Annotated in this window: 23 protein-coding genes; 5 read left to right on the forward strand and 18 right to left on the reverse strand. The window is 74.5% G+C overall.

What is annotated here, in order from left to right; translation table 11 throughout:
• Window positions 1-109: 109 nt before the first annotated feature.
• Window positions 110-2,029: an FtsX-like permease family protein gene (locus ACFVVU_RS21885; protein WP_387791625.1), complete on the forward strand. Its 1,920-nt coding sequence runs from the start codon at window positions 110-112 to the stop codon at window positions 2,027-2,029.
• 20 nt (window positions 2,030-2,049) lie between these two features.
• Here ACFVVU_RS21885 and ACFVVU_RS21890 read toward each other — a convergent pair whose 3' ends face one another.
• Window positions 2,050-2,964, reverse strand: a complete 915-nt coding sequence (locus tag ACFVVU_RS21890) for a LysR family transcriptional regulator (RefSeq protein ID WP_387791627.1) — start codon at window positions 2,962-2,964, stop codon at window positions 2,050-2,052.
• Window positions 2,965-3,102: 138 nt separating this feature from the next.
• On the opposite strand from ACFVVU_RS21890, the gene ACFVVU_RS21895 reads away from it, so the two are divergent.
• Entirely contained in the window at window positions 3,103-4,119 is a 1,017-nt protein-coding gene (locus ACFVVU_RS21895) for an NADP-dependent oxidoreductase (protein WP_387791629.1), read from the forward strand.
• Here the strand turns inward: ACFVVU_RS21895 and ACFVVU_RS21900 are convergent.
• Complete coding sequence (locus ACFVVU_RS21900; RefSeq protein WP_380682226.1) at window positions 4,116-4,964, reverse strand: sigma-70 family RNA polymerase sigma factor; 849 nt, start codon at window positions 4,962-4,964, stop codon at window positions 4,116-4,118. The two genes, ACFVVU_RS21895 and ACFVVU_RS21900, sit on opposite strands and share 4 nt — an antisense overlap.
• Window positions 4,965-5,039: 75 nt before the next feature.
• On the opposite strand from ACFVVU_RS21900, the gene ACFVVU_RS21905 reads away from it, so the two are divergent.
• Window positions 5,040-5,708, forward strand: a complete 669-nt coding sequence (locus ACFVVU_RS21905; protein ID WP_387791631.1) for an FMN-dependent NADH-azoreductase — start codon at window positions 5,040-5,042, stop codon at window positions 5,706-5,708.
• Between the two features lie 50 nt (window positions 5,709-5,758).
• Here the strand turns inward: ACFVVU_RS21905 and ACFVVU_RS21910 are convergent, their stop codons facing one another.
• The 4 genes from ACFVVU_RS21910 to ctaD form a co-directional block, all read right to left on the reverse strand.
• Window positions 5,759-6,160, reverse strand: a complete 402-nt coding sequence (locus ACFVVU_RS21910; protein ID WP_380683590.1) for a YccF domain-containing protein — start codon at window positions 6,158-6,160, stop codon at window positions 5,759-5,761.
• Window positions 6,161-6,320: 160 nt separating this feature from the next.
• Entirely contained in the window at window positions 6,321-7,271 is a 951-nt protein-coding gene (locus ACFVVU_RS21915; RefSeq protein ID WP_380683589.1) for a M48 family metalloprotease, read from the reverse strand.
• A 10-nt stretch (window positions 7,272-7,281) separates the two neighbouring features.
• A complete protein-coding gene (locus tag ACFVVU_RS21920) occupies window positions 7,282-7,701 on the reverse strand; it encodes a BlaI/MecI/CopY family transcriptional regulator (protein WP_380683588.1) in 420 nt (139 codons plus the stop codon).
• 36 nt (window positions 7,702-7,737) lie between these two features.
• On the reverse strand, window positions 7,738-9,351 hold the full coding sequence (ctaD, locus tag ACFVVU_RS21925; RefSeq protein WP_387791700.1) for a cytochrome c oxidase subunit I: 1,614 nt from the start codon (window positions 9,349-9,351) through the stop codon (window positions 7,738-7,740).
• A 346-nt stretch (window positions 9,352-9,697) separates the two neighbouring features.
• On the opposite strand from ctaD, the gene ACFVVU_RS21930 reads away from it, so the two are divergent.
• Window positions 9,698-10,231 (forward strand): hypothetical protein, encoded by a 534-nt coding sequence (locus ACFVVU_RS21930; RefSeq protein WP_380683587.1) that lies wholly within the window; start codon window positions 9,698-9,700, stop codon window positions 10,229-10,231.
• A gap of 69 nt (window positions 10,232-10,300) precedes the next feature.
• Here ACFVVU_RS21930 and ACFVVU_RS21935 read toward each other — a convergent pair whose 3' ends face one another.
• The gene (locus ACFVVU_RS21935; RefSeq protein ID WP_387791634.1) at window positions 10,301-11,245 is read right to left on the reverse strand and encodes a DMT family transporter; all 945 of its coding nucleotides are present in this window, start codon (window positions 11,243-11,245) and stop codon (window positions 10,301-10,303) included.
• On the opposite strand from ACFVVU_RS21935, the gene ACFVVU_RS21940 reads away from it, so the two are divergent.
• Window positions 11,244-12,698, forward strand: a complete 1,455-nt coding sequence (locus ACFVVU_RS21940) for a PLP-dependent aminotransferase family protein (protein WP_387791636.1) — start codon at window positions 11,244-11,246, stop codon at window positions 12,696-12,698. The genes ACFVVU_RS21935 and ACFVVU_RS21940 overlap by 2 nt on opposite strands.
• A 30-nt stretch (window positions 12,699-12,728) precedes the next feature.
• Here ACFVVU_RS21940 and htpX read toward each other — a convergent pair whose 3' ends face one another.
• From htpX to ACFVVU_RS21995, 11 genes are all read right to left on the reverse strand, one after another.
• Entirely contained in the window at window positions 12,729-13,592 is an 864-nt protein-coding gene (htpX, locus tag ACFVVU_RS21945; protein WP_380683585.1) for a zinc metalloprotease HtpX, read from the reverse strand.
• A gap of 174 nt (window positions 13,593-13,766) precedes the next feature.
• Window positions 13,767-15,356: an NADH-quinone oxidoreductase subunit N gene (locus tag ACFVVU_RS21950; RefSeq protein ID WP_387791638.1), complete on the reverse strand. Its 1,590-nt coding sequence runs from the start codon at window positions 15,354-15,356 to the stop codon at window positions 13,767-13,769.
• A gap of 2 nt (window positions 15,357-15,358) precedes the next feature.
• The gene (locus tag ACFVVU_RS21955) at window positions 15,359-16,915 is read right to left on the reverse strand and encodes a NuoM family protein (protein WP_380683583.1); all 1,557 of its coding nucleotides are present in this window, start codon (window positions 16,913-16,915) and stop codon (window positions 15,359-15,361) included.
• 56 nt (window positions 16,916-16,971) lie between these two features.
• The gene (locus tag ACFVVU_RS21960; RefSeq protein ID WP_380683582.1) at window positions 16,972-18,993 is read right to left on the reverse strand and encodes an NADH-quinone oxidoreductase subunit L; all 2,022 of its coding nucleotides are present in this window, start codon (window positions 18,991-18,993) and stop codon (window positions 16,972-16,974) included.
• The gene (nuoK, locus tag ACFVVU_RS21965; protein WP_380683581.1) at window positions 18,990-19,367 is read right to left on the reverse strand and encodes an NADH-quinone oxidoreductase subunit NuoK; all 378 of its coding nucleotides are present in this window, start codon (window positions 19,365-19,367) and stop codon (window positions 18,990-18,992) included. Before nuoK ends, ACFVVU_RS21960 begins: the two co-directional genes overlap by 4 nt.
• A complete protein-coding gene (locus ACFVVU_RS21970; RefSeq protein WP_380683580.1) occupies window positions 19,367-20,092 on the reverse strand; it encodes an NADH-quinone oxidoreductase subunit J in 726 nt (241 codons plus the stop codon). Before ACFVVU_RS21970 ends, nuoK begins: the two co-directional genes overlap by 1 nt.
• A complete protein-coding gene (locus tag ACFVVU_RS21975) occupies window positions 20,089-20,661 on the reverse strand; it encodes a NuoI/complex I 23 kDa subunit family protein (protein ID WP_387791641.1) in 573 nt (190 codons plus the stop codon). The genes ACFVVU_RS21970 and ACFVVU_RS21975 overlap by 4 nt, the downstream gene beginning before the upstream one ends.
• Window positions 20,658-21,617: an NADH-quinone oxidoreductase subunit NuoH gene (gene nuoH / locus ACFVVU_RS21980; protein WP_380683577.1), complete on the reverse strand. Its 960-nt coding sequence runs from the start codon at window positions 21,615-21,617 to the stop codon at window positions 20,658-20,660. The genes ACFVVU_RS21975 and nuoH overlap by 4 nt, the downstream gene beginning before the upstream one ends.
• Window positions 21,614-22,711, reverse strand: coding sequence for an NADH-quinone oxidoreductase subunit C (locus ACFVVU_RS21985; protein ID WP_387791642.1), 1,098 nt, complete (start codon window positions 22,709-22,711; stop codon window positions 21,614-21,616). Before ACFVVU_RS21985 ends, nuoH begins: the two co-directional genes overlap by 4 nt.
• Window positions 22,708-23,400, reverse strand: coding sequence for an NADH-quinone oxidoreductase subunit B (locus ACFVVU_RS21990; protein ID WP_387791644.1), 693 nt, complete (start codon window positions 23,398-23,400; stop codon window positions 22,708-22,710). Before ACFVVU_RS21990 ends, ACFVVU_RS21985 begins: the two co-directional genes overlap by 4 nt.
• A complete protein-coding gene (locus ACFVVU_RS21995; protein ID WP_387791646.1) occupies window positions 23,391-23,807 on the reverse strand; it encodes an NADH-quinone oxidoreductase subunit A in 417 nt (138 codons plus the stop codon). The genes ACFVVU_RS21990 and ACFVVU_RS21995 overlap by 10 nt, the downstream gene beginning before the upstream one ends.
• Between the last annotated feature and the right edge of the window lie 71 nt (window positions 23,808-23,878).

Here is a 23,878-nt window from a genome sequence, read left to right on the forward strand (position 1 = left end):
CGGCCAGCCTAGGGTCGCGGCGGCGGCCCGGCGGTAGGGCCTGCCCTACCTTCCGGAGTGGCCCCCGGCCTGCTGCGCCGACCCTCGCCCCGGCGGTTCGCTGGTGGCCATGGGAATGCTGCGGATCGCGCTCACATCACTGAAGGCCCGCCAGGTCTCGCTGCTCGGCGCCTTCGTCGCGCTCGCGCTCGGCGTCGCGATGACCGCCGTCATGCTGCTCGGTCTCGCCTCCGCCGCGGGTGCCCCCGGCGGGGAGGAGCTGGTCTCGCTGGTCGCCGCGCTCGGCACGGCGGGCGGGGTGAGCGCGTTCGTCTCGGCGTTCGTCGTCGCCTCCACCTACTCCTACGCCGTCGCCCGGCGCCGCCACGAACTCGGCCTGCTCCGCCTCGCCGGCGCCACCCGCGCGCAGGTCCGCCGTTCCGTGCTCGCCGAGGCGCTGCTGCTCGGCGCGGCCGCCTCCGCCGCGGGCTGTCTGCTCGGCCGGCTCGGTGCGCCCGCGTTCGTCCGGTGGCTGTCCGACGTCGGGATGGCCCCGCCCGGCTTCACCCTCGCCCCCGCCGGCTGGCCGCTGCCCGCCGCGTTCGGCACCGGTCTGCTGGTCGCCCTCGCCGGTGTCGCCGTCGCCGCCCGCCGGGCCGGGCGGGTCGGACCGCTGGACGCCCTGCGCACGGCCGACCTCGACACCGGCGTGCTGACCGCGGGCCGCCTGCTCACCGGGCTCGGGCTGCTGCTCACCGCCGCCGTCCTGGCCGGCACCGCGCTCGCCACCGACCCGGTCGACCTGCTGCACCGCAAGACGTACACCACCCAGCCGATGTGGCTGATCTCGGCGGTCGGCCTGCTCTCACCGCTGCTCGCCCCGCCGCTGGTCCGCCTCCTGGGCCGCGTCGTGCCCCTGCGGCTCACCGGCTTCGCGGGCCGTCTGGTGCCCGCCGGCGCCGCCGCGGCGGTCCGCCGGACGGGCGCGGTCGCCGCACCGGTGCTGGTCTCGGTCGCGCTGACCGGTTCGCTGGCGGGCGCGCTGGACACGGTGGCCGCCGCCCGCGCCGCCGAGACGCGGGCCCGCACCGCCGCCGACCTGGTCGTCGTACCGGCGCCCGGGTCCGGGGACGCGCTGCTCGGCGCGCTGCGCGCCGTCCGGGGCGTGGCCGCGCTCTCCGCCACCGCGCCGACCGCGCTCGGCCTGGTCGAGCCGGACGGGGTGACCGTCCGCGCCGAGGCCCGGATGACCGCCGACCCGGCGGGTCTGGCCGCCCTCGCCCGACTGCCGCTGCTGGCCGGCTCGACGGCCGCGCTCGACGACGGCTCGCTGGTGCTGCCCGCCGAGTGGGGGCGCACGCGTGTCGGCGAGCGCGTCCCGGTGGTGCGCACCGACGGCAGCCGGACGACCCTGCGGGTGGCCGCCGTGCTGCGCGACGGGCTCGGCGACAACGGCCTGTACGTGACCGCCGCCAACGCCCCGGGCGCCCGCGTCGACCGCATCGAGGTCCGGTTCTCCTCCTTCGCCACCGGCGGCGCCGACGGCGGCCGGGTGACCGCCCGGGTCGCCGATGTGCGCGCCGCCGCCCGGCCGTACGGCGCCACCGTGCTGACCCGGGAGGAGTGGCTCACCGCCGGGGCACCCACCGGGACGGCCTGGCTGCGGATCGCCCTGGTGCTCGGACTGGCCCTCGTCTACACCGGCATCGCGCTCGCCGGCACCCTGCTCATGGCCACCGCCGACCGCCGCCGCGAACTCGCCCTGCTCCGCCTGGCCGGAGCGACCCGCGCCCAGGTGGTGCGCCTGGTGACGGCCGAATCGGTGCTGGTGACGGCGGTCGGCGCGGTGCTCGGCTGCGCGGTCACGGCCGTCCAGCTCGGCTCGATGTACGCCGCGCTGGCGGTGCTCCGGGTGCCCGCGCCGCTCGTTCTCCCCTGGTGTCCGGTCGCCGTGGTGGCCGGCGGCGCGCTGCTGCTCGCCGCCGGGTGCGCCGCCCCGGCCGCCGCCTGGGCGCTGCGCTCCCGGCCGGTCACCGCCGCCGCGCGCTGAGGCCGCCGCCGCTTCCCGCGTCAGACCGCCGCCAGGCCCTCCGGCAGCACCTGTGCGCGCAGCTCCCGCAGCTCCCGGATCAGCGCCCGGACGGCGGCCGTCCCCGCCAGCTCCGGCGTGGTCACGTACCCGACGTACCGGCTCGGCGGCCGCGGCCCGAGGTCGGTGACCGCCAGCCCGGCGGGCGCGCCGAGCAGCGCCGTCCGGGGCATGATCGCCATCCCCAGGCCCTGGGACACCAGGGAGACGGCCACCGTGTCGTCCTCGACGTCGATGGTCGACGGCGGGATCCAGTCCTGCCGGTCCCACCAGTCCCGGGTGTACGAGCCGCAGTTCTCGTCCCAGTCGACCAGCGGCAGCCCGCGCGGCGCCGGGTGGCCGGCCGGGTGCGCGAGCGCGTACGTCTCCTCGAACAGGCGGGCCGCGACCAGACCGGGGACGGGCGGCGGCGCGTCCGGGTCGAGGGTGGCGAGGCCCAGGTCGGCCCGGCCGTCGGCGACCTCACCGGCGGTGCCCCGGCCGAGCTCGCGGACGATCCGCACCTGTGGGGTGAGCCCCGGGTGACGGGCGGTCAGCCGGGCCAGGACGGGCGGCAGCAGGTGGGCGGCGACGCTGCGGAACGCGGCGATCCGCAGCACGCCGGTCACCTCCCCGGCCGCGTCCCCCGCCCCGGCCGCCCGGACCTCCGGGCCCATCGCCGCCAACAGCCGCAGGACCCGCCGGGCGTACGCGACGGCCCGCTCGCCCGCCTCGGTGGGGCGCGCGCCGTGGCGCCCGCGCTCGAACAGCACCGCGCCGAGCTTCCGTTCGCAGGCGCGCACGGCGTGCGAGACGGCGGACTGACTGCTGTCCAGGCGCGCGGCGGCCGCCGTGAACCCCCGCTCCTCCGCCACCGCGACCAGAACCCGCAGCTCGTGCGGGGCGAGATCGGTCATGCGGGTGACGCTACCGGATCCATCGATCCCCTTCATGGAACGTCCCCACCCATCGACGCCGCCCCCTGCCCGGGCCGGGCCCCGCTCCCTACGGTGATCATCACCGTCCGCCGACACCCGACACCGTCTGGAGCCCCCGTGTCCCGCCCCACCGCCCGCGTCGTCCACCTGGTCTCCCGCCCCACCGGCGAGCCCACGCCCGACAACTTCGCCTTCCTCGACGAGACCGTCCCGCCGCCGGCCGCCGGTGAGGCACTGGTCGAGAACATCCACCAGTCCGTCGACCCGTACATGCGCGAGGAGATGGACGAGTCCGGCGGCTGGCAGCTGCACGCCCCGCTGGAGGGCCGCACCCTGGGCCGGATCGTGGAGTCCCGGACGCCCGCCCTGCCCGTCGGCACCCTGGTCCACCACCGCCGGGCCTGGCGCACCCTGTCCGTGGTCACCCCGGACGAGGCCACCGTCCTGCCGGACTTCGCGGGCGTGCCGCTCAGCGCCCACCTCGGCATCCTCGGCGGCACCGGGCTCTCCGCCTGGGTCGGCCTGACCCGGATCGCCCGGCTGCGGGCCGACGAGACGATCTTCATCTCGGCGGCCGCGGGCGGCGTCGGCACCGCGGCCGGCCGGATCGCCCGCCTGCTCGGAGCCGGCCGGATCGTCGGCAGCGCCGGATCCGCCGCCAAGGTCGCCCACCTCACCGAGCGCCTCGGCTTCGACGCCGCCTTCGACCACCACGACGCCCCGCTCGCCGACCGCCTGCGCGAGGCCGCCCCGGACGGCCTGCACGTCTACCTCGACAACGTCGGCGGCGACCACCTGGAGGCCGCCATCGGCGCGCTGCGCGACCACGGCCGGATCGCCTGGTGCGGCGCAGTCGCCCAGTACAACCACCTGCAGTCGCCGCCGCCCGCGCCGCGCAACCTGTTCGACGTGGTCGGCAAGAGCCTGCGGCTGGAGGGCTTCCTGGTCCGCAACCACCTCGACGCCCGCCCCGAGCTGTACGACTTCCTCGTCCCGCACCTGCGGTCCGGCGCCGTCACCTCGGACGAGACGGTCGTCCGGGGCTTCGAGAACGTCGTGGACGCCTTCCTCGGCATGCTCCGCGGCTCCAACACCGGCAAGATGATCGTCCAGGTCGCCGACGAGCCGCGCTAGCGGGCCTCGTCCGCGAGCGTGACGTCCGCCGCGGCCAGCCGGGCCGGGTCCGCGACCACCTCGAAGGCGGCCACCCGGCCGTCCGCGACGGTGAACCGCAGCAGCAGCCGCAGCCGCCCGTCCGGGGCGATCGCCGCCCCGACCGCGCCGTCCACCAGCACCGGCACCCCGAACCGCGCCCGCCGCCCGATCACCCGGGTCTCCCGGGCCACCGCCCCGGCGCCGCGCAGCACGGCGGTGCCACCGGCGGGCAGCGCGGCCGGGTCGGCCCGGCGCACCACGTCCGGCGCGAGCACGGCGAGCAGGGCGTCCAGGTCACCCCCGCGCGCGGCGGCCAGGAACGCCTCCACCACCACCCGGTCCCCCGTCCCCCGCTCCTCCCCGGCGCCCCTGACCCGCTGCCTGGCCCGGCTCGCCAGCTTCTTGGCGGCCACCGTGTTCCGCCCGACGATCGGTCCGATCTCCTCGAACGGCACCGCGAACCCGTCGTGCAGCACAAACGCGACCCGCTCGGCCGGGCCCAGCCGGTCCAGTACGACCAGCATCGCCCGGCCCACCTCGTCGACCAGCTCGGCCTCCGCCTCGGGCCCGTCCACCACCCGCTCGACCAGCACCGGCTCGGTCCGCCGCGCCCGCAGCACGTCCAGGCAGATCCGCGACACGACGGTGGTCAGCCACCCCGGCAGGTTCTCGACCTCCGCCGCGTCCACCCGCTCCAGCCGCAACCAGGCCTCCTGCACGGCGTCCTCCGCCTCCGCCGTCGACCCCAGCATCCGCCGCGCCACCGCCCCCAGCCGCGCCCGCTCGGCCTCGAACCGCACCGCCAGTTCCTCGCGCCCGTCCATCGGTCACCTTTCCGTCCGCACCCGCGTCACGGGATTGACGATGCCCACCCCTCGAAGGTGACCGGGAGACCCCTCATGCCCACCCTGCTCCACCTGGACTCCAGCGCGAGTCCGACCGACCACTCCGTCAGCCGCCGCCTGACCGCCCGCTTCGCCCACGCCTGGCGGGCCCGCCACCCCGACGCCCACTACCGCTACCACGACCTCGCCGCCGACCCGGTGCCCCTCATCGGCGCCGGCTACGCCTCCCTCGGCGTGCGCGTCGAGCGCCAGGGCGCCCCGGTCCCCCTCACCGACGTCGCTTCCTTCGCCACGACCCCTTCCGAGCACCAGGAGTGGTCCCTCACCCACCCCCTGATCACCGAGCTCCACTCGGCCGACACGCTCCTCCTCGGCGTCCCGATGTACAACTTCACGGTCCCCGCCGCCCTCAAGGCCTGGATCGACCGCATCACCTTCCCCGGCGCCCACACCGGCCGCCTCACCGCCACCCGCGTCATCGTCGTCACCGCCCGCGGCGGCGGCTACGGCCCCGGCACCCCGCGCGAGCCCTTCGACTTCCAGACCCCGTACCTGCGCGCCTGGTTCACCGAACACCTCGGCATCCCGGACGCCAACCTCCGCTTCATCCACGCCGAACTCACCCGCGCCGCCGACATCCCCGCCCTCACCCCCTACCGCGACCTCGCCACCACCTCCCTCACCACCGCCCGCACCACCCTGACCGACCTCGCCACCGCCTGAGCACGCCGAAGGGCCGACGGGAACACCCGTCGGCCCTTCTCCACTTCCCCCTACCGGCCGCCCCACGGCTCGTCCGTCGGCACGATCTCCCGCCCCAGCGGCGTCAGCGACACCGGGATGAGCTTGAGGTTCGCCCACCCGAACGGGATCCCGATGATCGACAGGAACAGCGGAATGCTGGTGATCAGGTGCATCAGCGCCAGCCACCACCCCGCGAAGATCAGCCAGATCACATTCCCGACGCACGACGGCGCCCCGGCATCCGGCCGCTCGACGGCCGTCCGCCCGAACGGCCAGATCACGAACCCCGCCAGCCGGAAGGACGCGATACCGAAGGGGATGGTGATGATCAGAACGCAGCAGATGATGCCGGCGACCACATAACCGATCGCCATCCAGAACCCGCAGAAGACCAGCCAGAGCACATTCAGTACGAACCCGATCACCTTCATGCCTGGCACCTTCTCACGTACGACGGTTCACCCCTACGACCAGCCGATTCCCGCCGGTCCACGTTTCCACTCCCCTGGGCGACCGGGTTCAGGGACCGCTCCGGGTCCCTCCCATCCTTACGGAGGAGGGCCTTCCGCTGAACGGAGGAAGCAGCGGGAGTCAGAGCGGCGTGACGGCCTTGAGGACGAGGAGGAGGGCCACGGCGGCGTTGAGGGCGGAGAGGGCGGAGGCGGCGGTGCCGAGGGCGGCGACGAGGGCGGCGAGGCCGGCGGGGGTGTGGGCGGGGGGCCAGTTGCGGGTGGTGGGGACGGGGCCGAGGAGGGCGGCGACGCGGCGGGGGACGGGGCCCGGGGCGGCGAAGGCGGGGAAGGCCGCGTAGGCGGCGGGCGGGCGGTGGGAGGCGAGCGCGGCGCGGGCGACCGCGCGGGCGGTGACCCGCCGGTCGCCGACGGCCTGCGCGGACTCCTCGTCCGCCCAGCGCTCCGCGCTGTAGGCGACGGCGCGCTCCAGCGGGCGCAGGAACGGGTTGACGCAGCCCGCGAGCTGGGTGGCCAGCAGGTGGCGGTGGTGCCGGTGGGTGAGGTGGGCGCGTTCGTGGGCGAGCAGAGCGGCGCGCTCGTCCTCGGCGAGGCCGGCCAGCATGCCGGTGGAGACGACGACCCGGCCGGGCGAGCGCAACGAGCCGGGGAGCGCGTAGGCGTACGGGGCCGGGTCGGGCAGCAGGACGACGTCGGACGAGCCGGGCAGCGCGCGGCCGAGGGCGCGCCGGGCGCGGGCACGGATCCGCAGGTGGCGGACGAGGGTGCGGCCGACCGCGAACAGGACGGCGCCGAGGGCGAGCAGCGCCGCCGTGCCGACGGTCTCGTGGTACGGCAGAGCGGCCCGGACCTCGGGGTCGGACCAGCTGTCGGGCAGCGGGTTGCCGGGGATCTGCGCGGTGCCGACGACGCCGATCAGCGCCAGGCAGACCGCGCTGCACAGGGCCATCACGATGCTGATCGCGGTGAGCAGCCGGGCGGCGCCGCGCGGGTGGAGGTGCTGCTCGGTGAGGCGGGCGATGGGCAGCGCCGTCAGCGGCAGGAAGAGGGGAAGGAAGACGAAGACGCCCACGGTGAGGGGGTCAGCCTTCGCGGTCGGCGGCCGGGGCGCAGGCGCCGTCGAGCAGGGTGCGCAGCAGCTCCTCGTCGTGCGGGAGGAGCGCGGTCACGAAGCTGGCGAGCACGGCGTCCCGGTCGGGTTCGCCGTCGAGGACGCGGCGCATCCGCAGGGCGGCGAGGCCGGCCGCGTCCGAGGAGGCCTGCCAGAGGTAGGAGCGGCCGGAGCGAGTGCGGGTGACGGCGTCCTTGGCGTGCAGCCGGGAGAGGATGGTCATCACGGTGGTGTAGGCGAGGTCGCCGTCGAGGCGTTCCTGGACCCAGCCCGCGGTGACGGGGACGGGCGCCCGCTGGAGCACGGCCAGCACCTGCGCCTCCAGTTCGCCCTGGCCGCGCCGCCGGGCCCGCGGGTCGCCGGCCAGCTGGGCGTTGGTGTCCTCTGCCATGCCGGTCATCCTAACGAGAAGGTAAAGGACCCGGAATCAGACGTGTGGTTCGCGGGCGTTCTGCCGCCGGTCGATCTCGGTGATCTCGGGGTGGTGGAGGTCGAAGGCGGGCGACTCGGACCGGACCCTGGGCAGCGTGACGAAGTTGTGCCGGGGCGGCGGGCAGGAGGTGGCCCACTCCAGGGAGCGGCCGTAGCCCCACGGGTCGTCGACGGTGACCCGCCGCCCGTACCGGGCGGTGTGCCAGACGTTGTAGAGGAACGGCAGGGTGGAGATCCCGAGCAGGAACGAGCCGATGCTGGAGACGGTGTTGAGCGTGGTGAAGCCGTCCGAGGCGAGGTAGTCGGCGTAGCGGCGGGGCATGCCCTCGGCGCCGAGCCAGTGCTGGACGAGGAAGGTGGTGTGGAAGCCGACGAAGAGGGTCCAGAAGTGGATCCGGCCCAGCCGCTCGTCGAGCATCCGGCCGGTGAACTTGGGCCACCAGAAGTGGAAGCCGGCGAACATCGCGAAGACCACCGTCCCGAACACCACGTAGTGGAAGTGCGCGACGACGAAGTACGAGTCGGAGACGTGGAAGTCGATCGGCGGCGCGGCGAGCAGCACCCCGGTGAGGCCGCCGAACAGGAAGGTGACCAGGAAGCCGACGGCCCACAGCATCGGCGTCTCGAAGCTGAGCGAGCCCCGCCACATGGTGCCGATCCAGTTGAAGAACTTCACCCCGGTGGGCACCGCGATCATCATCGTCATGATCGAGAAGAACGGCAGCAGCACCTGCCCCGTGACGAACATGTGGTGCGCCCAGACGGTGATCGACAGGCCCGTGATGCCGATGGTCGCGCCGATCAGGCCGGTGTAACCGAAGATCGGCTTGCGGCTGAACACCGGGATGATCTCGGTGACGATGCCGAAGAACGGCAGCGCGATGATGTAGACCTCCGGGTGCCCGAAGAACCAGAACAGGTGCTGCCAGAGCAGCGCCCCGCCGTTGGCCGCGTCGAAGACGTGCGAGCCGAAGCGGCGGTCCGACTCCAGGCAGAGCAGCGCGGCCGCCAGCACCGGGAAGGCGAAGAGCACCAGGACGGCGGTCAGCAGGATGTTCCAGACGAAGATCGGCATCCGGAAGAGCGTCATCCCGGGAGCCCGGAAGCAGACGATCGTGGTGATGAAGTTGACCGAGCCCATGATGGTGCCGAAGCCGGAGAGGGCCAGGCCCATGATCCACAGGTCGGCGCCGAGGCCCGGCGAGTGGTCCGGGCCGTTCAGCGGCGCGTAGGCGAACCAGCCGAAGTCGGCCGCGCCGTCCGGGGTGAGGAAGCCGAAGACGACGATCAGCGAGCCGAACAGGTACAGCCAGTAGGCGAGCGCGTTCAGCCGGGGGAAGGCGACGTCGGGGGCGCCGAGCTGCAGCGGCATGATCCAGTTGGCGAAGCCGGCGAACAGCGGGGTCGCGAACATCAGCAGCATGATCGTGCCGTGCATGGTGAAGAGCTGGTTGAACTGCTCGCTGGAGAGCAGTTGCAGCCCGGGGCGGGCCAGCTCGATCCGCATCAGCATCGCCATCAGCCCTCCGAACAGGAAGAACACGAAGGAGGTGGTGATGTAGAGGGTGCCGATCCGCTTGTGGTCGGTGGTGGTGAGCCAGCCGACCAGGGCCCCGCCCCGCCGACGGCGGGCGGCGCGGCGGCGTTGCGACCAGGTCGGGCGTGACGGGTACGGGGGCGGCTGCTCCACGGTGTCCTGTGGCAGGAAAGTCACGCGCTGCGCCTTCCGGGTCCGGGGCAGGGGTCGGACCACCTGTACCGGCCCGACGGGCGCGGCGGACGGGGGCACGCGGGGGCGCGCGCGGCGGCTCACCCGAACAGCGGGCGGTCACCCGAACAGGCGCGGCCCGGTTGCCCGGCCCCGGCCGGGATCGGACGGTCGAAGTCCGCACGTCTCTCCGCACACCTGTCCGGGAGTGCCTGTCCGGCCCCGGCGTCCGGTCCTGGAGGAACCCATGAGCAGCACGTCGCCCCCGCCGCCCGGCCAACCGCCCCCGGAACAGCCCCGGGTGGACCAGCCCGGGGTGGACCAGCCCCGGGTGGACCAGCCCCCGCCCTGGCGCCACGGCACCGGCCAGCCGCCACCGCCTCCCTCGCACCACCGCTTCCGCGAGTGGGCGCCCGGCTTCGTGGTGTTCGCGGGTGTCCTGATGCTGATCAACGGCGTCATGGAGGTGCTGCGGGGCATCATGGCGGTCCACGAGGACGAGGTCTTCCTGACCACCAACCGCTACGTCTTCCGCTTCGACCTCACCGGCTGGGGCTGGATCCACATCGTCGTCGGCGCGCTGGTCGCGCTGGTCGGCGCCTTCCTCCTCAAGGGCGCCGCCTGGGCGCGGTACGCCGGTATCGTCCTCACCGCGGTGAGCGCCATCGACGCGTTCCTGTCGATGCCGTACTACCCGGGCTGGTCGATCGTGGCGATCGCGCTGGACGTCTTCATCATCTGGGCCCTCTGCGTCTACCGGCCCAGGGAGGCCGGCCACTGATCCCCGCCGTCGCCGTCCGGCCCCGTACCGCGTACGGGACCGGGCGGCGCCGCGTACGGAGGCGCCGCGTCAGGCCCGGTCCCGCTGGGTGAGCGCGATGCAGAGCAGCACCACCACCGCCGTCACCGGGGCGGCGGCCGGCAGCTCCTCGCCGAGCAGCAGCACCGACCAGACGAGCGTGACCAGCGGCTGGGCCAGCTGGAGCTGACTCGCCCGCGGGACCCCGATCAGCGCCATCCCCCGGTACCAGACCACGAACCCGCCGAACTGCGAGACCGCGGCCGTGTACAGCAGCCCGGCCACCGCCTTCGCCCCGGGGCCACCGGACGGCAGCGGCTCGGAAGCCAGCGCCACGGCCGCGGTCAGCGCGGTCACCGGCAGCGCGGCGACCACCGCCCAGCCGATCACCTGCCAGCCGGGCAGCTCCCGGGAGATCCGCCCGCCCTCCGCGTACCCGGCCGCGCAGACCAGCAGCGCCGCGAACAGGTAGAGCTCGGCGAGGCCGGGCCGCCCGTGGCTCCGCAGCAGCGTGAACCCGAGCACCGCGACCGCCCCGGCCAGCGCCGCGCCCCAGAACAGCCGGGACGGGCGGCGGCCGTCGCGGCGGGAGCGCAGGGCCGCGACGGCGGCGGTGGCCAACGGCAGCAGACCGATGACGACGGCCGAGTGCGCGGTCGTGGAGGTGCGCAGGGCCAGCGTGCTGAGCAGCGGGAAGCCGAGCACGCAGCCGGCCGAGACCACCAGCAGACCGGGCCAGTGGCGGCGCTCGGGCAGCGGGACGCGGGCGGCGGCGAGGCAGAGCGCGGCGAGCAGGCCGGCCAGCGCGCCGCGCAGCCCGGTGGCCGTCCAGGGGCCGAAGCCGGTCAGCGCCCAGGCGGTGGCGGGGAAGCTGAAGGAGAAGGAGAGGACGCCCAGGGCGGCCAGTGCGGCGCCCGGGCCCCCCGAGGCGGCGGGCGCCGTGGCGGGTCGTACCGCTACCGCCGGAGAGGGGGTAGCGCTATCTTGTGCTCTCATGAACGAGCGTAGCAGTGTGGCCGAACTTGCCGACAGCCTGCGTCGCGAGGTCGAGCGCTACCCTGAAGGACGGAAGCTGCCGTCGAGCCGGGCGCTGATGGAACGCCACCAGGTCAGCCCGGGAACGGTGTCGCGCGCCATCGCCGTGCTGGCCGCCGAGGGCCTGGTGGTCTCCCGCCCGGGCGCCGGCGTGTTCCGGGCGGCGGCCTTCGCGGGCGGTCCGGGCATCGGAACGCCCGCCGCCGCCCGTCCCGGCGACCTCTCCTGGCAGGAGATCGCGCTCAGCACCGACAGCGGCCCGCGCGATCTGCTGGCCGCCCCGGTGTTCGCCACCCTGCGCGTGCCGCCGCCCGACGTCGTCGACCTCAACAGCGGCTACCCGCACGCCTCGCTGCTGCCCGAGCGTCTGCTCGCCGCCGCCCTCGGCCGGGCCGGGCGGCGGCCGGGCGCCTGGGAACGCCCGCCCACCGACGGCCTCACCGAGCTGCGCGGCTGGTTCGCCCGCGACATCGGCGGCCCCGGCGGGCCGATCGCCACCGGGGACGTGCTGATCACCTCCGGCGGGCAGGGCGGCCTCACCGTGGCGATGCGCTCGCTCGCCGCGCCCGGCGCGCCGGTCCTGGTGGAGTCGCCGACGTACTCGGGGATCCTGGCGGTCGTCCGGGCGGCCGGGCTGCGGCCCGTCCCGGTGCCGGTGGACGCCGACGGGGTGCGCACCGACCTGCTGGCGGACGCCTTCGCGGCCACCCGGGCACGGGTCTTCGTCTGCCAGCCGCTGTTCCAGAACCCGACCGGCGCGGTGCTCTCCCCCGAGCGCCGGGGCGAGGTACTGCGGATCGCCCGGGCGGCGGGCGCGTTCGTGGTCGAGGACGACTTCTCCCGGCTGCTGGTCCACGCGGACGCCCCCGCGCTGCCGCGCCCGCTCGCCGCCGAGGACCGCGACGGGGTGGTGGTGCACCTGCGCTCGCTGACCAAGGCCGCCTCGCCCAACCTGCGGGTCGGCGCGCTCACCGCGCGCGGGCCGGCGCTCGCCCGGCTGCGGGCGACCCAGGTGGTGGACACCTTCTTCGTGCCCAGGCCACTGCAGGAGGCGACGCTGGAGCTGGTCGCCGACCCCGGCTGGGCCCGCCATCTGCGCACCCTCGGCAGCGAGCTGCGCAACCGCCGCACCGCCGCCGTCACCGCCCTGCACCGCGAGCTGCCGGGCCTGCTCGGCGACTACCGGCCCGGGGGCTACCACCTGTGGCTGCGGCTCCCGGACGGCGTCGACGACGGCGCCCTCACCGAGGCCGCCCTGCGGGCCGGCGTCCAGGTGACCCCGGGCCGCCCGTACCACGCCGCCGAGCCGCCGGCCCCGCACCTGCGGCTGAGCTACGCGGCCGCGGAGAGCTCCGCCCAGGTGGCGGAGGGCGTGCACCGCCTGCGACTGGCCTTCGAGGAGGTCGCGGGCTGACGACGGGCCCCGCGGTCCCAGGGGCGGGGCCTAACCCCGGTAGCCGGCCATCCGCTCCAGCCGGGCGATCCGCTCCGCCATCGGCGGATGGGTGGAGAAGAGCTTCGTACCGGCCTCGCCCGGCCGGAACGGGCTGGCGATCATCATGTGGCTGGCGGTCTGGATCTGCGGCTCCGGCGGCAGCGGCAGCTGCCGGGTGCCGGCGTCCAGCTTGCGCAGCGCGCTCGCCAGGGCGAGCGGGTCGCCGGTGATCCGGGCGCCGTCGGCGTCGGCCTGGTACTCGCGGGAGCGGCTGACGGCCAGCTGGATCAGCGAGGCGGCGACCGGGCCGAGGATCATGATCGCGAGCATCCCGAACAGGCCGGGGCCGTCGTCGTCCTCGCTGCGGCCGAACGGGATCAGCCAGGCGAAGTTGACCAGGAACATCACCACCGAGGCGAGCGCCCCCGCCACCGAGGAGATCAGGATGTCGCGGTTGTAGACGTGGCTCAGCTCGTGGCCCAGGACGCCGCGCAGCTCCCGCTCGTCGAGCAGCTGCAGGATGCCGTCGGTACAGCAGACCGCGGCGTTGCGCGGGTTGCGGCCGGTGGCGAAGGCGTTCGGGGCCGGGGTCGGCGAGATGTAGAGCCGGGGCATCGGCTGGCGGGCCGCGGTGGAGAGCTCGCGGACGATCCGGTAGAGCTGCGGTGCCTCGATCTCGCTCACCGGGCGGGCGCGCATGGCGCGCAGCGCGAGCTTGTCGCTGTTCCAGTAGGCGTAGGCGTTGGTGCCGAGGGCGACCAGCAGGGCGATCACGAAGCCCGTGCGGCCGAAGAAGCTGCCGATCACCAGGATCAGCGCCGAGAGGCCGCCGAGTAGGGCGGCGGTCCTCAGTCCGTTGTGCGGGCGGTGCACGGCCGGCCCTCCAATGGTGCGTGGGGAAGCCCTTTCTGCCTCGTCCCTCCTGCCCGCTCAACGGGCGGGGCCGGGGGCCTTGTTCCCTTGTGACCAGCGCGACACCCGACCGGGTGACGCACCCGCACCGCCCGCCACCTCGGCACACGTCCGGGGCGGGGGGCGGGAGGGGGGTCAGAACAGCGAGCCGCCCACCACCTGGAGCACCAGTTGCGGGGCCACCGAGAGCACCACGGCCGCCGAGGCGGTGAGCCCGAGGGTGGCGGTCAGCGACACCGGCAGGCGCCGCTCGGGGGCTGGGGTCCCGGCCGCGGCCCCCTCCGCCGGGGCGAACAGCCGGGCGGTCCAGAGCAGGTAGTAGTACAGGGCGACGACCACATTGACGGCCATCACCACGGCCAGCCAGCCCAGCCCGGCGTCGACGGCGGCGCGGAACACTACCACCTTGCCGAACAGGCCGATCACGCCCGGGGGCAGTCCGGCCAGGCAGAGCAGGAAGAAGGCCAGCGCCAGTGCCGTCCAGCGGTTGCGGGCGAACAGACCGCGGAAGTCGTCCACGCTGGTCCCGGCCCTGCGGCCGACCGCCGCCACCACGCCGAAGGCGCCGAGGTTGACCACGCCGTAGATCAGCGCGTACGCGGCGGTGGCGCCCAGCGGGTCGGTCACGGTGGGCGCGTAGCCGGCCGCGGCCAGCGGCACCAGCAGGTAGCCGGCCTGACCCACCGAGGACCAGGCGAGCAGCCGGACCGCGCTGTGACGGGTGTCGAAGCGCTGGCGCAGCGCGCCCACGTTGCCGACCGTCATGGTGACGGCGGCCAGCACCGCGAGCGTCAGGCCCCAGGTGTGGGCGTAGGGGCGGAAGGCGATCGTGGTGGCCAGCGCCAGACCGGCCAGACCGGCCGCCTTGCCGACCACCGAGAGGTAGCCGGCCACCGGCAGCGGGGCGCCGGTGTAGGTGTCCGGGACCCAGAAGTGGAACGGGACGGCGGCGACCTTGAAGGCGAAGCCGACCAGGGTGAGCACGGCGCCCGCCTCGGCCAGCGGCTTCAGCTGCGCGGGCGCCTGCTCCAGGCCGGTGGCGACGGCGCCCAGGTGCAGGCTGCCGCTCGCCGCGTAGACGAAGCCGACGCCGAGCAGCATCACGGCGGTCGCGGTGACGGAGGAGACGAAGAACTTCAGCGCGGCCTCGGCACCCCGGCCGTCCCGGCGCAGCGCGACCAGGGCGAAGGCGGGCAGCGAGGCGACCTCCAGGGCGATCACCAGGGTGGCGAGGTCGCGGGAGGCGGGCAGCAGGGCGGCACCGGTGGCGCTGGAGAGCAGCAGGAACCAGTACTCGCCGCCGGGCAGCTTCTCGTCCTCCACGGTGTGCGCGGACAGCAGCGCGGCGATCAGCGCGCCGCCGAGCGCAAGCAGCTGGAAGACCAGCGCGAAGTGGTCGGCGACGTAGGAGCAGCCGGCGTTGTCAGTGGCTCCTGTTACGTTCTGCGCACAGAACGTGGCCCGGGGTGATCCCCCGGTGAGCGGGAGGAGCGAGATGAGCGCGAGGGCGAGTCCGGCGGCGGTGAGCCGGCCCAGCCACTTCTTGTGCCGCGCGGGCAGGAAGAGGTCGGTGACCAGTACGGCGAGGGCGGCCGCGGCGGCGATCAGCGGGGGCGCGATCGCCACCCAGTCCACGGACTGGATCAGGCTGCCCGGGTTGGCGACGGCGAGGGAGGTCACAGTGGTCTGCCCCGTGGAGTGAGGTCCGAGTGCGGTGCCGAGCATGATCAGCCACCCCCGAGGAGGTGTTTGACGGCGGGGTCGGAGAGGCCGAGCAGCAGCGCGGGCCAGAGACCGGCGAGCAGGGTGAGGGCGGCCAGCGGAGTCCAGCTGACGGCCTCGTACGGGCGCAGATCGGCGAGCTCGGCCACCGGGGCGGGCTGCTTCGGGTCGCCCATGCAGACGCGCCTGACCACGATCAGCAGGTACGCGGCGGTGAGGAGGGTGCCGAGACCGGCCAGGACCATGTAGGTGACGAACGCGGGGCGCGAGAGGCCGTCGGCCGGGTCGAACGCGCCGAACATCGCGAGCAGCTCGCCCCAGAAGCCGGCCAGCCCGGGCAGGCCGAGGCTGGCGACGGCGGCGAAGGCGAGCAGCGCGCCCAGCCGGGGCGCCCGTCCGTAGAGGGCGGCGCCGGTGGTGCCGGAGAGGGTGTCGAGGTCCGCCGTGCCGTAGCGGTCCTTGAGCGCCCCGACGACGAAGAACAGCAGGCCGGTGATCAGACCGTGCGCGATGTTGGCGAACAGCGCGCCGTTGACGCCGACCGGGGTGAGGGAGGCGATGCCCAGCAGGACGAAGCCCATGTGACCGACGGAGGAGTAGGCGATCAGGCGCTTGAGGTCGCCCTTGGCCCCGCGCCGCGCGAGCGCGAGGCAGGCCAGCGAGCCGTAGACGATGCCGACGGCGGCGAACGCGCCCAGGTAGGGGGCGAGCGTCGTGGTGCCGTCGGGGACGACCGGGAGGAGGACGCGGACCAGGCCGTAGGTGCCCATCTTCAGCAGCACGCCGGCGAGCAGCACGGAGCCGACGGTCGGGGCCGCCGTGTGCGCGTCCGGGAGCCAGCTGTGCAGCGGCCAGGCGGGGGCCTTGACCGCGAGCCCGACCATGATCGCCAGCGCGGCGATCACCTGGGTGGAGTGGCTCAGGCCGGAGCCGTGGGCGGCGGCGAGGGCCTGCATGTCGAAGGTGCCCGCCTTGCCGCCGACCAGCAGGAAGCCGAGCAGCATCACGGCCGAGCCGAGCAGCGTGTACAGGATGAAGCGGTTGGCGGCCGGCACCTTCGCCCCGCTGCCCCAGCGGGCGATCAGGAAGTACATCGGGATCAGCACGATCTCGAAGGCCAGGAAGAAGAGCAGGAGGTCCAGCACCGCGAAGGTGGCGAGCATGCCGACTTCGAGGAGGAGGAACAGCCCGACGAAGGCCCGCGCGGACGGGACTCCCTCCCCGGAGGGCAGCCGCCGCTCCGAGTACAGCGCGCAGAGGAAGGTGAGCAGCGAGGTCAGGACGATCAGCGGCAGCGAGACGCCGTCCACGCCGAGGTGGAAGCGCACGCCGATGGCCGGGATCCAGGACACGTCGGTGGTGGCCTGCATCCGGGCGGGCTCGTCGTGGTCGAAGCCGGCCGCCAGGACGACGGTGAGCACCAGGACGGCGCCGGTCACCACGGTGCTGAAGCGCAGCGCGCGGCGGTCGGCGGCGGCCGGGTCCGCGCCGAACGCCGGGGCCAGGGTGAGCGCGGCGCCGAGCAGCGGCAGCACCAGGAGGGCGATGAGGACCGCGTTCATCGGGGGCTCCTAGCAACAACCACGACGGCGGACGGGGAAGGGAGGTACGGCATCGGCTACACCGCCACCAGGACGGCCAGCAGGACGACGCCGGCGAGCAGCGCGCTGAGGTAGGTCTGCGCGTTGCCGGTCTGGGCGAGCCGCACGGCGCGGCCGAGCAGGCCCGCCCCGGCGCCGGCGCCGCGCACGTACGTCTCCACGACCTCGCGGTCGAGGAAGCGGACGAGCCGGGCGGCGGCCTCGACCGGGCGGACGAACAGCGCGCTGTAGAGCCGGTCGACGCCGAAGCCGTGCCGGGCCGGGCCGAACAGCGGGCCGAGCAGGGCGCGCCCGGGGTCGGCGACGACCACGTCGGCGGCCGGGGCTCCGTCCTGCTCGGGCACCCGGGCGGTGGCCGAGCGCCAGGCCCCGTAGGCCAGCAGCGCGCCGACCACGGCGAGGCCGGTGCCGATCACGGCGGTGACCGCGGAGGGCCGCAGCGAGCCGCCGTCCAGCAGCGCGGGCAGCCAGTCCGAGCGCAGGCCGGCGACGCCGAAGCCCATGGTCGGCACGGCGAGCACCCAGAGCGGCCAGCGCATCGCGGGCGGCTCGGCGACGGCCGGGTCGGCCTCGTCGAGCTCGGGCGAGTACGGCGCGCCGGCCTCGTGGTCGCCGACGACCGTGCCCCGGTCGGCGGCGGGCAGCACCGCGGGCGCCGCCGCGGCCGCGCCGACCGGGCTGTGGAAGGCGACCAGGAACAGCCGGGCCGCGTAGGCCGCCGTGAGCAGCGCGGTGAGTCCGGCCGAGATCAGCACGATCCAGCCGGCCGCCTGCGGCACCGCCGAGGCGGGGCCGAGGCCGTTGGTCAGCGCCTCGCCGTTGGCGGCGTGCTCGGCGGCGGTCAGCACCGCCTCCTTGCTGAAGAAGCCGGCGAACGGCGGCAGGCCGACCAGGGCGACCAGCGCGATGCCCATCGTCCAGTAGGCGTCCGGGACGCGCTTGCGCAGCCCGGGGATCCGGGACATCGCGGAGATCGAGTTGGTGTGCGCGGCGTGGATCACCACGCCGGCCGCGAGGAACAGCAGTGCCTTGAACGCGCCGTGGCTGACCAGGTGGAACACCGAGGCCTGGCGGTCGCCGCTGGCCAGCGCGCCGGCCATGTAGCCGAGCTGGCCCACGGTCGAGTAGGCGAGCACCCGTTTGAGGTCGTCCTGGGCGAGCGCGCTGAGCGCCGAGCCGATCATCGTCACGGCGGCCATCACCGCCAGCACGACCAGCGCCGCGCCGGAGAGCAGGAAGACCGGCAGCAGCCGGGCCACCAGGTAGATGCCGGCCGCGACCATGGTGGCGGCGTGGATCAGCGCGGAGACCGGCGTCGGGCCGGCCATCGCGTCCGGGAGCCAGGTGTGCAGCGGGAACTGCGCGCTCTTGCCGGCCACCCCGGCCAGCAGCAGCAGCGCGACCAGCGTCGGGTGGCCGAGCCGCCCCTCGGTGGCGGCCCGCAGCACGTCCTCGATCCGGAAGCTCCCGGCGTCGGCGCCGAGCAGGAAGATGCCGAACAGGAACGGCACGTCGCCGAGCTTGGTGACCAGGAAGGCCTTGAGCGAGGCGGAGCGGGCGTCCTCGGTCTCCCAGTGGTGGCCGATCAGGAAGTACGAGCAGATGCCCATGACCTCCCAGCCGACCAGCAGCACGACCAGGTCGCCGGAGTAGACGACCAGGAACATCGCCGCCGTGAACAGCGAGACCAGCGCCGCGTAGGAGGGGTAGCGCGGGTCGTCCTTGAGGTACGCGGTCGAGTAGACCTGCACACAGGTGGCGACCAGGCCGACCAGCACCGAGATCAGCGAGCTGAAGCCGTCCAGGTGGATCGCGAGCGCGATGTCCGGTCCGCCGGTCGGGGTGAGCCGGGTGCCGGCGTCCAGCACCTGGCCGCTGCCGAGCTGGAGCGCGACGACCAGCGCGAGCACCGCCGAGACGGCGACCGGCACGATCGCCAGCGGCCGGGCGAGGCCGGGCGCGCGCTTGCCGACGGCCAGGGTGGCCGCCGCACCGAGCGCGGGCAGCGCGGGGACGAGGGCGGGCAGGGCGAGGTTCATGCGGCGGCCCGGCCCTTCAGCGCCTCGGCTCCGGCCGTCGCCCCGTCGACGTCGGCGGTGGACTCGGCCGGGTCGCCGAGCGCGGTGGCCCGGTCGATGTCCGCGGTGCCCCGGGCCCGGAACAGCAGCAGGACGATGGCGAGCCCGAGGCCGATCTCGGCGGCGGCGACGGTGATGGTGAACAGGGTCAGCGCCTGCCCGGCGTGCAGCGAGTCGCGCAGCCAGGCGTCGAAGGCGACGAGGTTGAGGTTGACGGCGTTGAGCATCAGCTCGACGGACATCAGCACCAGGATGACGTTGCGCCGGGCGAGCACGCCGTAGACGCCGATGCTGAACAGCAGCGCGGCGAGGACGACGGGGTAGGCGAGGTGCATCAGCCCTCCTGCTCGGTGGTGGTCGGCGCGGGCTCCGCCGAAACCTCGGACGCAGGCACGGGCTCGACCGAGGGCGCGGGCGCGGTCCTCGCGACCGGCCCGTTGGAGCCCACCGGCCGGCCGGCCCGGATCCGCCCGGCCCGGGGCGCCGGCACCCGCCGGCCGTTGCCGCGCGACAGCACGATCGCGCCGACCAGCGCGGCCAGCAGCAGCACCGAGAGCGCCTCGAAGGGCAGCACCCAGGTCCGGAACAGGCTCGCGCCGGTCACCGTCGTCGAGCCGCCACCCGCGCCGAGGTCGATCCAGGACGTCCGGAAGGCGTCCACGACCAGCGTCACCAGCGTCCCGGCCGAGGCCAGCGCGACCACCAGGGCGACCCAGCGGTTCTTGGAGTCGGCGTCCGGCGAGCGTCCGATCGGCGCCTTGGTGAGCATCAGCCCGAACAGCACCAGGACGACCACCGAGCCGAGGTAGATCAGCACCTGCACCCAGGCGATGAACTCGGCGGTGAGCAGCAGGAACTCCACGGCCAGTCCGCCGAGCGCGGCCACCAGCCAGAGCGCGGCGTGCACCAGCTGCTTGGTGGTGACGGCGACCAGGGCCGAGCCGAGCACGGCGATGCCGACCAGCAGGAAGACGATCTCCGCCCCGGTCGGGGAGAGGAACGAGCGCGCGGCCGGGTCCAGCGACCCGGTCGCGGCGAGCAGGGTGGCGGCCCCGATCACGCGTCACCACCGTCCTGCGCCGTCTCCGCTTCCTCCGCCGCCTTGGCGGCGGCCGCCGCCAGCTTGTCGGCGGCCTTGCGCGCGGTGGCGATCTCCTTGGGCTCCTCGGCCGCCGGATCCAGCGCCGGCGGCACCGGCACCGTCCACATCCACTCCCGCAGCCGGTCCCGCTCGTGGGTCAGCTCCAGGATGTCGGTCTCCGCGTACTCGAACTCGGGCGACCAGAACAGCGCGTCGAAGGGGCACACCTCGATGCAGATCCCGCAGTACATGCAGAGCGAGAAGTCGATGGCGAAGCGGTCCAGCACGTTGCGGGTGCGGGCGCGCGCGTTCGGGTCGGCGGCCGGCAGCGTCTCCTTGTGGGAGTCGATGTAGATGCACCAGTCCGGGCACTCACGGGCGCAGAGCATGCAGACCGTGCAGTTCTCCTCCAGCAGGGCGATCACGCCGCGCGAGCGCGGCGGAAGGACCGGCTGCACGTCCGGGTACTGCGCGGTGATGCTCTTCTTCGTCATCGTCCGCAGGGTGACGGCCAGGCCCTTGGCCAGGCCCGCACCGGGGAAACTCATGAGATCGCCACCTTGATGATGCCGGTGAGGGCCAGCTGGACGAGGGCGAGCGGGATCAGCACCGTCCACGCGAAGCGCATCAGCTGGTCCTCGCGCAGCCGGGGGTAGGTGACCCGGAGCCAGATCACCACGAAGGCCAGCGCGAAGGTCTTCAGCAGGGTCCACAGCCAGCCGAGCTGGTCCGGCAGCGGGCCGTGCCAGCCGCCCAGGAAGAGCACCGCGGTCAGCGCGGAGACCACCAGGATGCCCGCGTACTCGGAGAGCAGGAACAGCGCGAAGCGCAGACCGGTGTACTCGGTGTACGCGCCGAAGATGATCTCGGAGTCGGCGACCGGCATGTCGAAGGGCGGACGCTGCAGCTCGGCCAGACCGGCCGTGAAGAACACGAAGCCGCCGATCAGCTGCCACGGGATCCAGTACCACTCCCAGGCGTCCATGATCCCGGGCAGCGAGAGCGTCCCGGCGGCCATCGCCACGGAGGCGGCGGCGAGCACCATCGGCAGCTCGTAGGACATCAGCTGCGCGGCCGTCCGCAGACCGCCGAGCAGCGAGAACTTGTTGGCCGAGGCCCAGCCGGCCATCAGCTTGCCGATCACGCCGACGCCCATGACGGCGAGCACGAAGAACAGACCGGCGTCCACCGCCTGCCCGACGAAGCCGCCGGGTCCGACCGGGATCACCAGCAGCACCAGCAGGTACGGCAGCAGCGAGACGGCGGGCGCCAGCTGGAAGATCCGCCGGTCGGCGCCGGAGGGGACGATGTCCTCCTTCTGGGCGAACTTCACACCGTCCGCGATCAGCTGCGCCCAGCCGTGGAAACCGCCGGCGTACATCGGGCCGAGCCGGCCCTGCATGTGCGCCATCACCTTGTGCTCGGTCTGGCCGATGACCAGGGGCAGGACGAGGAAGACGACCAGCGTGGCGACGCAGCGCAGCACCGTGTCGAACAGGTTCACGCGCCGTCTCCGTCCTGGCCGGCCGACTCGACCGGCGGCTTCTTCGTCTTCTCCGCGCTCTCGACGTTCTCGGCGTCCGCACCGTTCCCGGCGTCCGCACCGTTCCCGGCGTCCGCCGCCTTCGCCTCGCCGGCGGGTTCCCCGGCGGCCGGCTTCCCGGGCTCGTCGTGCGCTGGCACCGGGTTGTGCCACGGCGCGTCGGAGGACTGCGTCCGGGCGGGCGGCGGCGCGGCGGCCTCGGCCGGGCCGGCGGGCGCCTGGCTCACCGATCCGTCGGAGACCGAACGCGTGCGCCGCGGCCGGTCCGCCCGCACCGGGGGCGGGGGTGCCTCCTGCGTGGCAGGGGCCTCGCCGGCCGTCTGGCTCGCCGACCCCTCGGAGACCGAACGCGTGCGACGTGGCCGGTCGGCCCGCACCGCGGCGGCGCCCTCGGCACCCGTGGCACCCGCGGCACCCGCCGCCGCACGCGGCGTCCGGGCCGCACCGGCCGCCCGGGCACCGCGCGCCGGCCGCTCGGCGACCGGCGGCAGGGTGCCCTTGAGCGGGCCCCACTCGTTCGGGTCCGGCACACCGGCCGGCTGCATCTTGCGCCGCGCCGGCCCGTCGCCGTGGTCGGACTCGCCCGGCTCCTTGGCGCCCGGCCAGGCCTTGGCGACCCGGGCCGCGAGCACGAACTCCTTGCGCAGCGGGTGCCCCTCGAAGCCGTCCGGCAGCAGCAGGGTGATCAGATGGGGGTGCCCGGGGAAGTCGATGCCGAACATCTCGTGCGTCTCGCGCTCGTGCCAGGCGGCCCCGGCGTACACCGGGACGGCGGTCGGCAGCGCGGCCGCGTCGCGCGGCACCCGGGTGCGCAGCGCCAGGTGGCGCACGCCCGGGGCGTCGACGGCGGCGAGGTGGGCGACCACCGAGAAGCCCTCGGCGAGCTCGTCGACGGCGCTGAGCCAGTCGAAGAAGCCGAGGCCCAGGGTGTCCCGGGCGGCGGTGAGCGCCTCGATCCAGTGCTCGGCCGGCACGTCGACGGTGATCAGCCCGTACGCCTCGGCGCCGGTCGCCCACTCCCCGACCGACGCCGCGTACTGCTCGGCCGTGGTCACGAGACCCCTCCCTCAGCGGAACCCGAACCGGCCGCACCGGCACCGGCCGCACCGGCACCGGCGGCACCGGGCCCGGCCACCGGCGGACGCCGCAGCGCCGCCGCGGGCGCGGTGTAGCGGCCGGGCAGCGACTCGGCGGCGATCTTCTCCTGGAGCTTGAGAATGCCCTGGAGCAGCGCCTCCGGCCGGGGCGGGCACCCGGGCACGTAGACGTCGACCGGGATGATCTGGTCGACGCCCTTGGTCACCGAGTAGGAGTCCCAGTAGGGCCCGCCGGAGTTGGAGCAGGCGCCGAAGGAGATGACGTACTTCGGCTCGGGCATCTGCTCGTAGAGCCGCTTGACGGCGGGCGCCATCTTGTCGGTCACCGTCCCCGAGACGATCATCAGATCGGCCTGCCGGGGGCCCGGCGCGAACGGGATGACGCCCATCCGGATGAAGTCGTGTTTGGCCATCGAGGCCGCGATGAACTCGATCGCGCAGCAGGCCAGACCGAAGTTGAAGCACCAGAGGCTGTAGCGCCGTCCCCAGTTGAGGACGACCTTCACCGGGTCCGGAGCCAGCCGGGCCAGCGGGCCGATGGACCGCCGCTCGACGGTGCCACCGGGGCGCGACGGGTCCGGCACGCCCAGCGGAACCGGGCCGCCGGAGGCGTCGTGCCCGTGCGAGTGGGTGTGCGTCACGTCCATTCCAGAACGCCCTTCTTCCAGGCGTAGAGCAGTCCGACCGCGAGGAAGCCGATGAAGACGAACATCTCGACCAGCGTCCCGGCGCCGTATCCGGCGGAGGCGAAGACGGTCGCCCACGGGAACAGGTAGATCGCGTCGACCGCGAAGATCACGTACAGGAAGGCGTAGACGTAGTAGCGGATCTGGGTGTGCGCCCAGTCCTCCCCCACCGGGTCCACACCGCACTCGTAGGCGAGCAGCTTCTCCGGCGAGTACACCACCGGCCGCAGCAGGCGGTTGGCGGTGAACGCCACCGCCACGAAGACCACGCCGACGACGGCGAGCAGGCCGATCGCGGCGTACGCGTCGAAGTAGCCGCCGCCGGCCGCCGGGTCGGCCGCGACCGAAGCCGCCCGCTGCCCCACCATGCCTCGCCTCCACATCGGCCGCGGAACCCGCCCTCGGGGCGGTTCTACGACGTTCCTTTACACGCTCATAA

The sequence above is a fragment of the Kitasatospora sp. NPDC057965 genome (assembly GCF_042887135.1).
In the GTDB taxonomy this organism is placed as follows: Bacteria; Actinomycetota; Actinomycetes; order Streptomycetales; family Streptomycetaceae; genus Kitasatospora.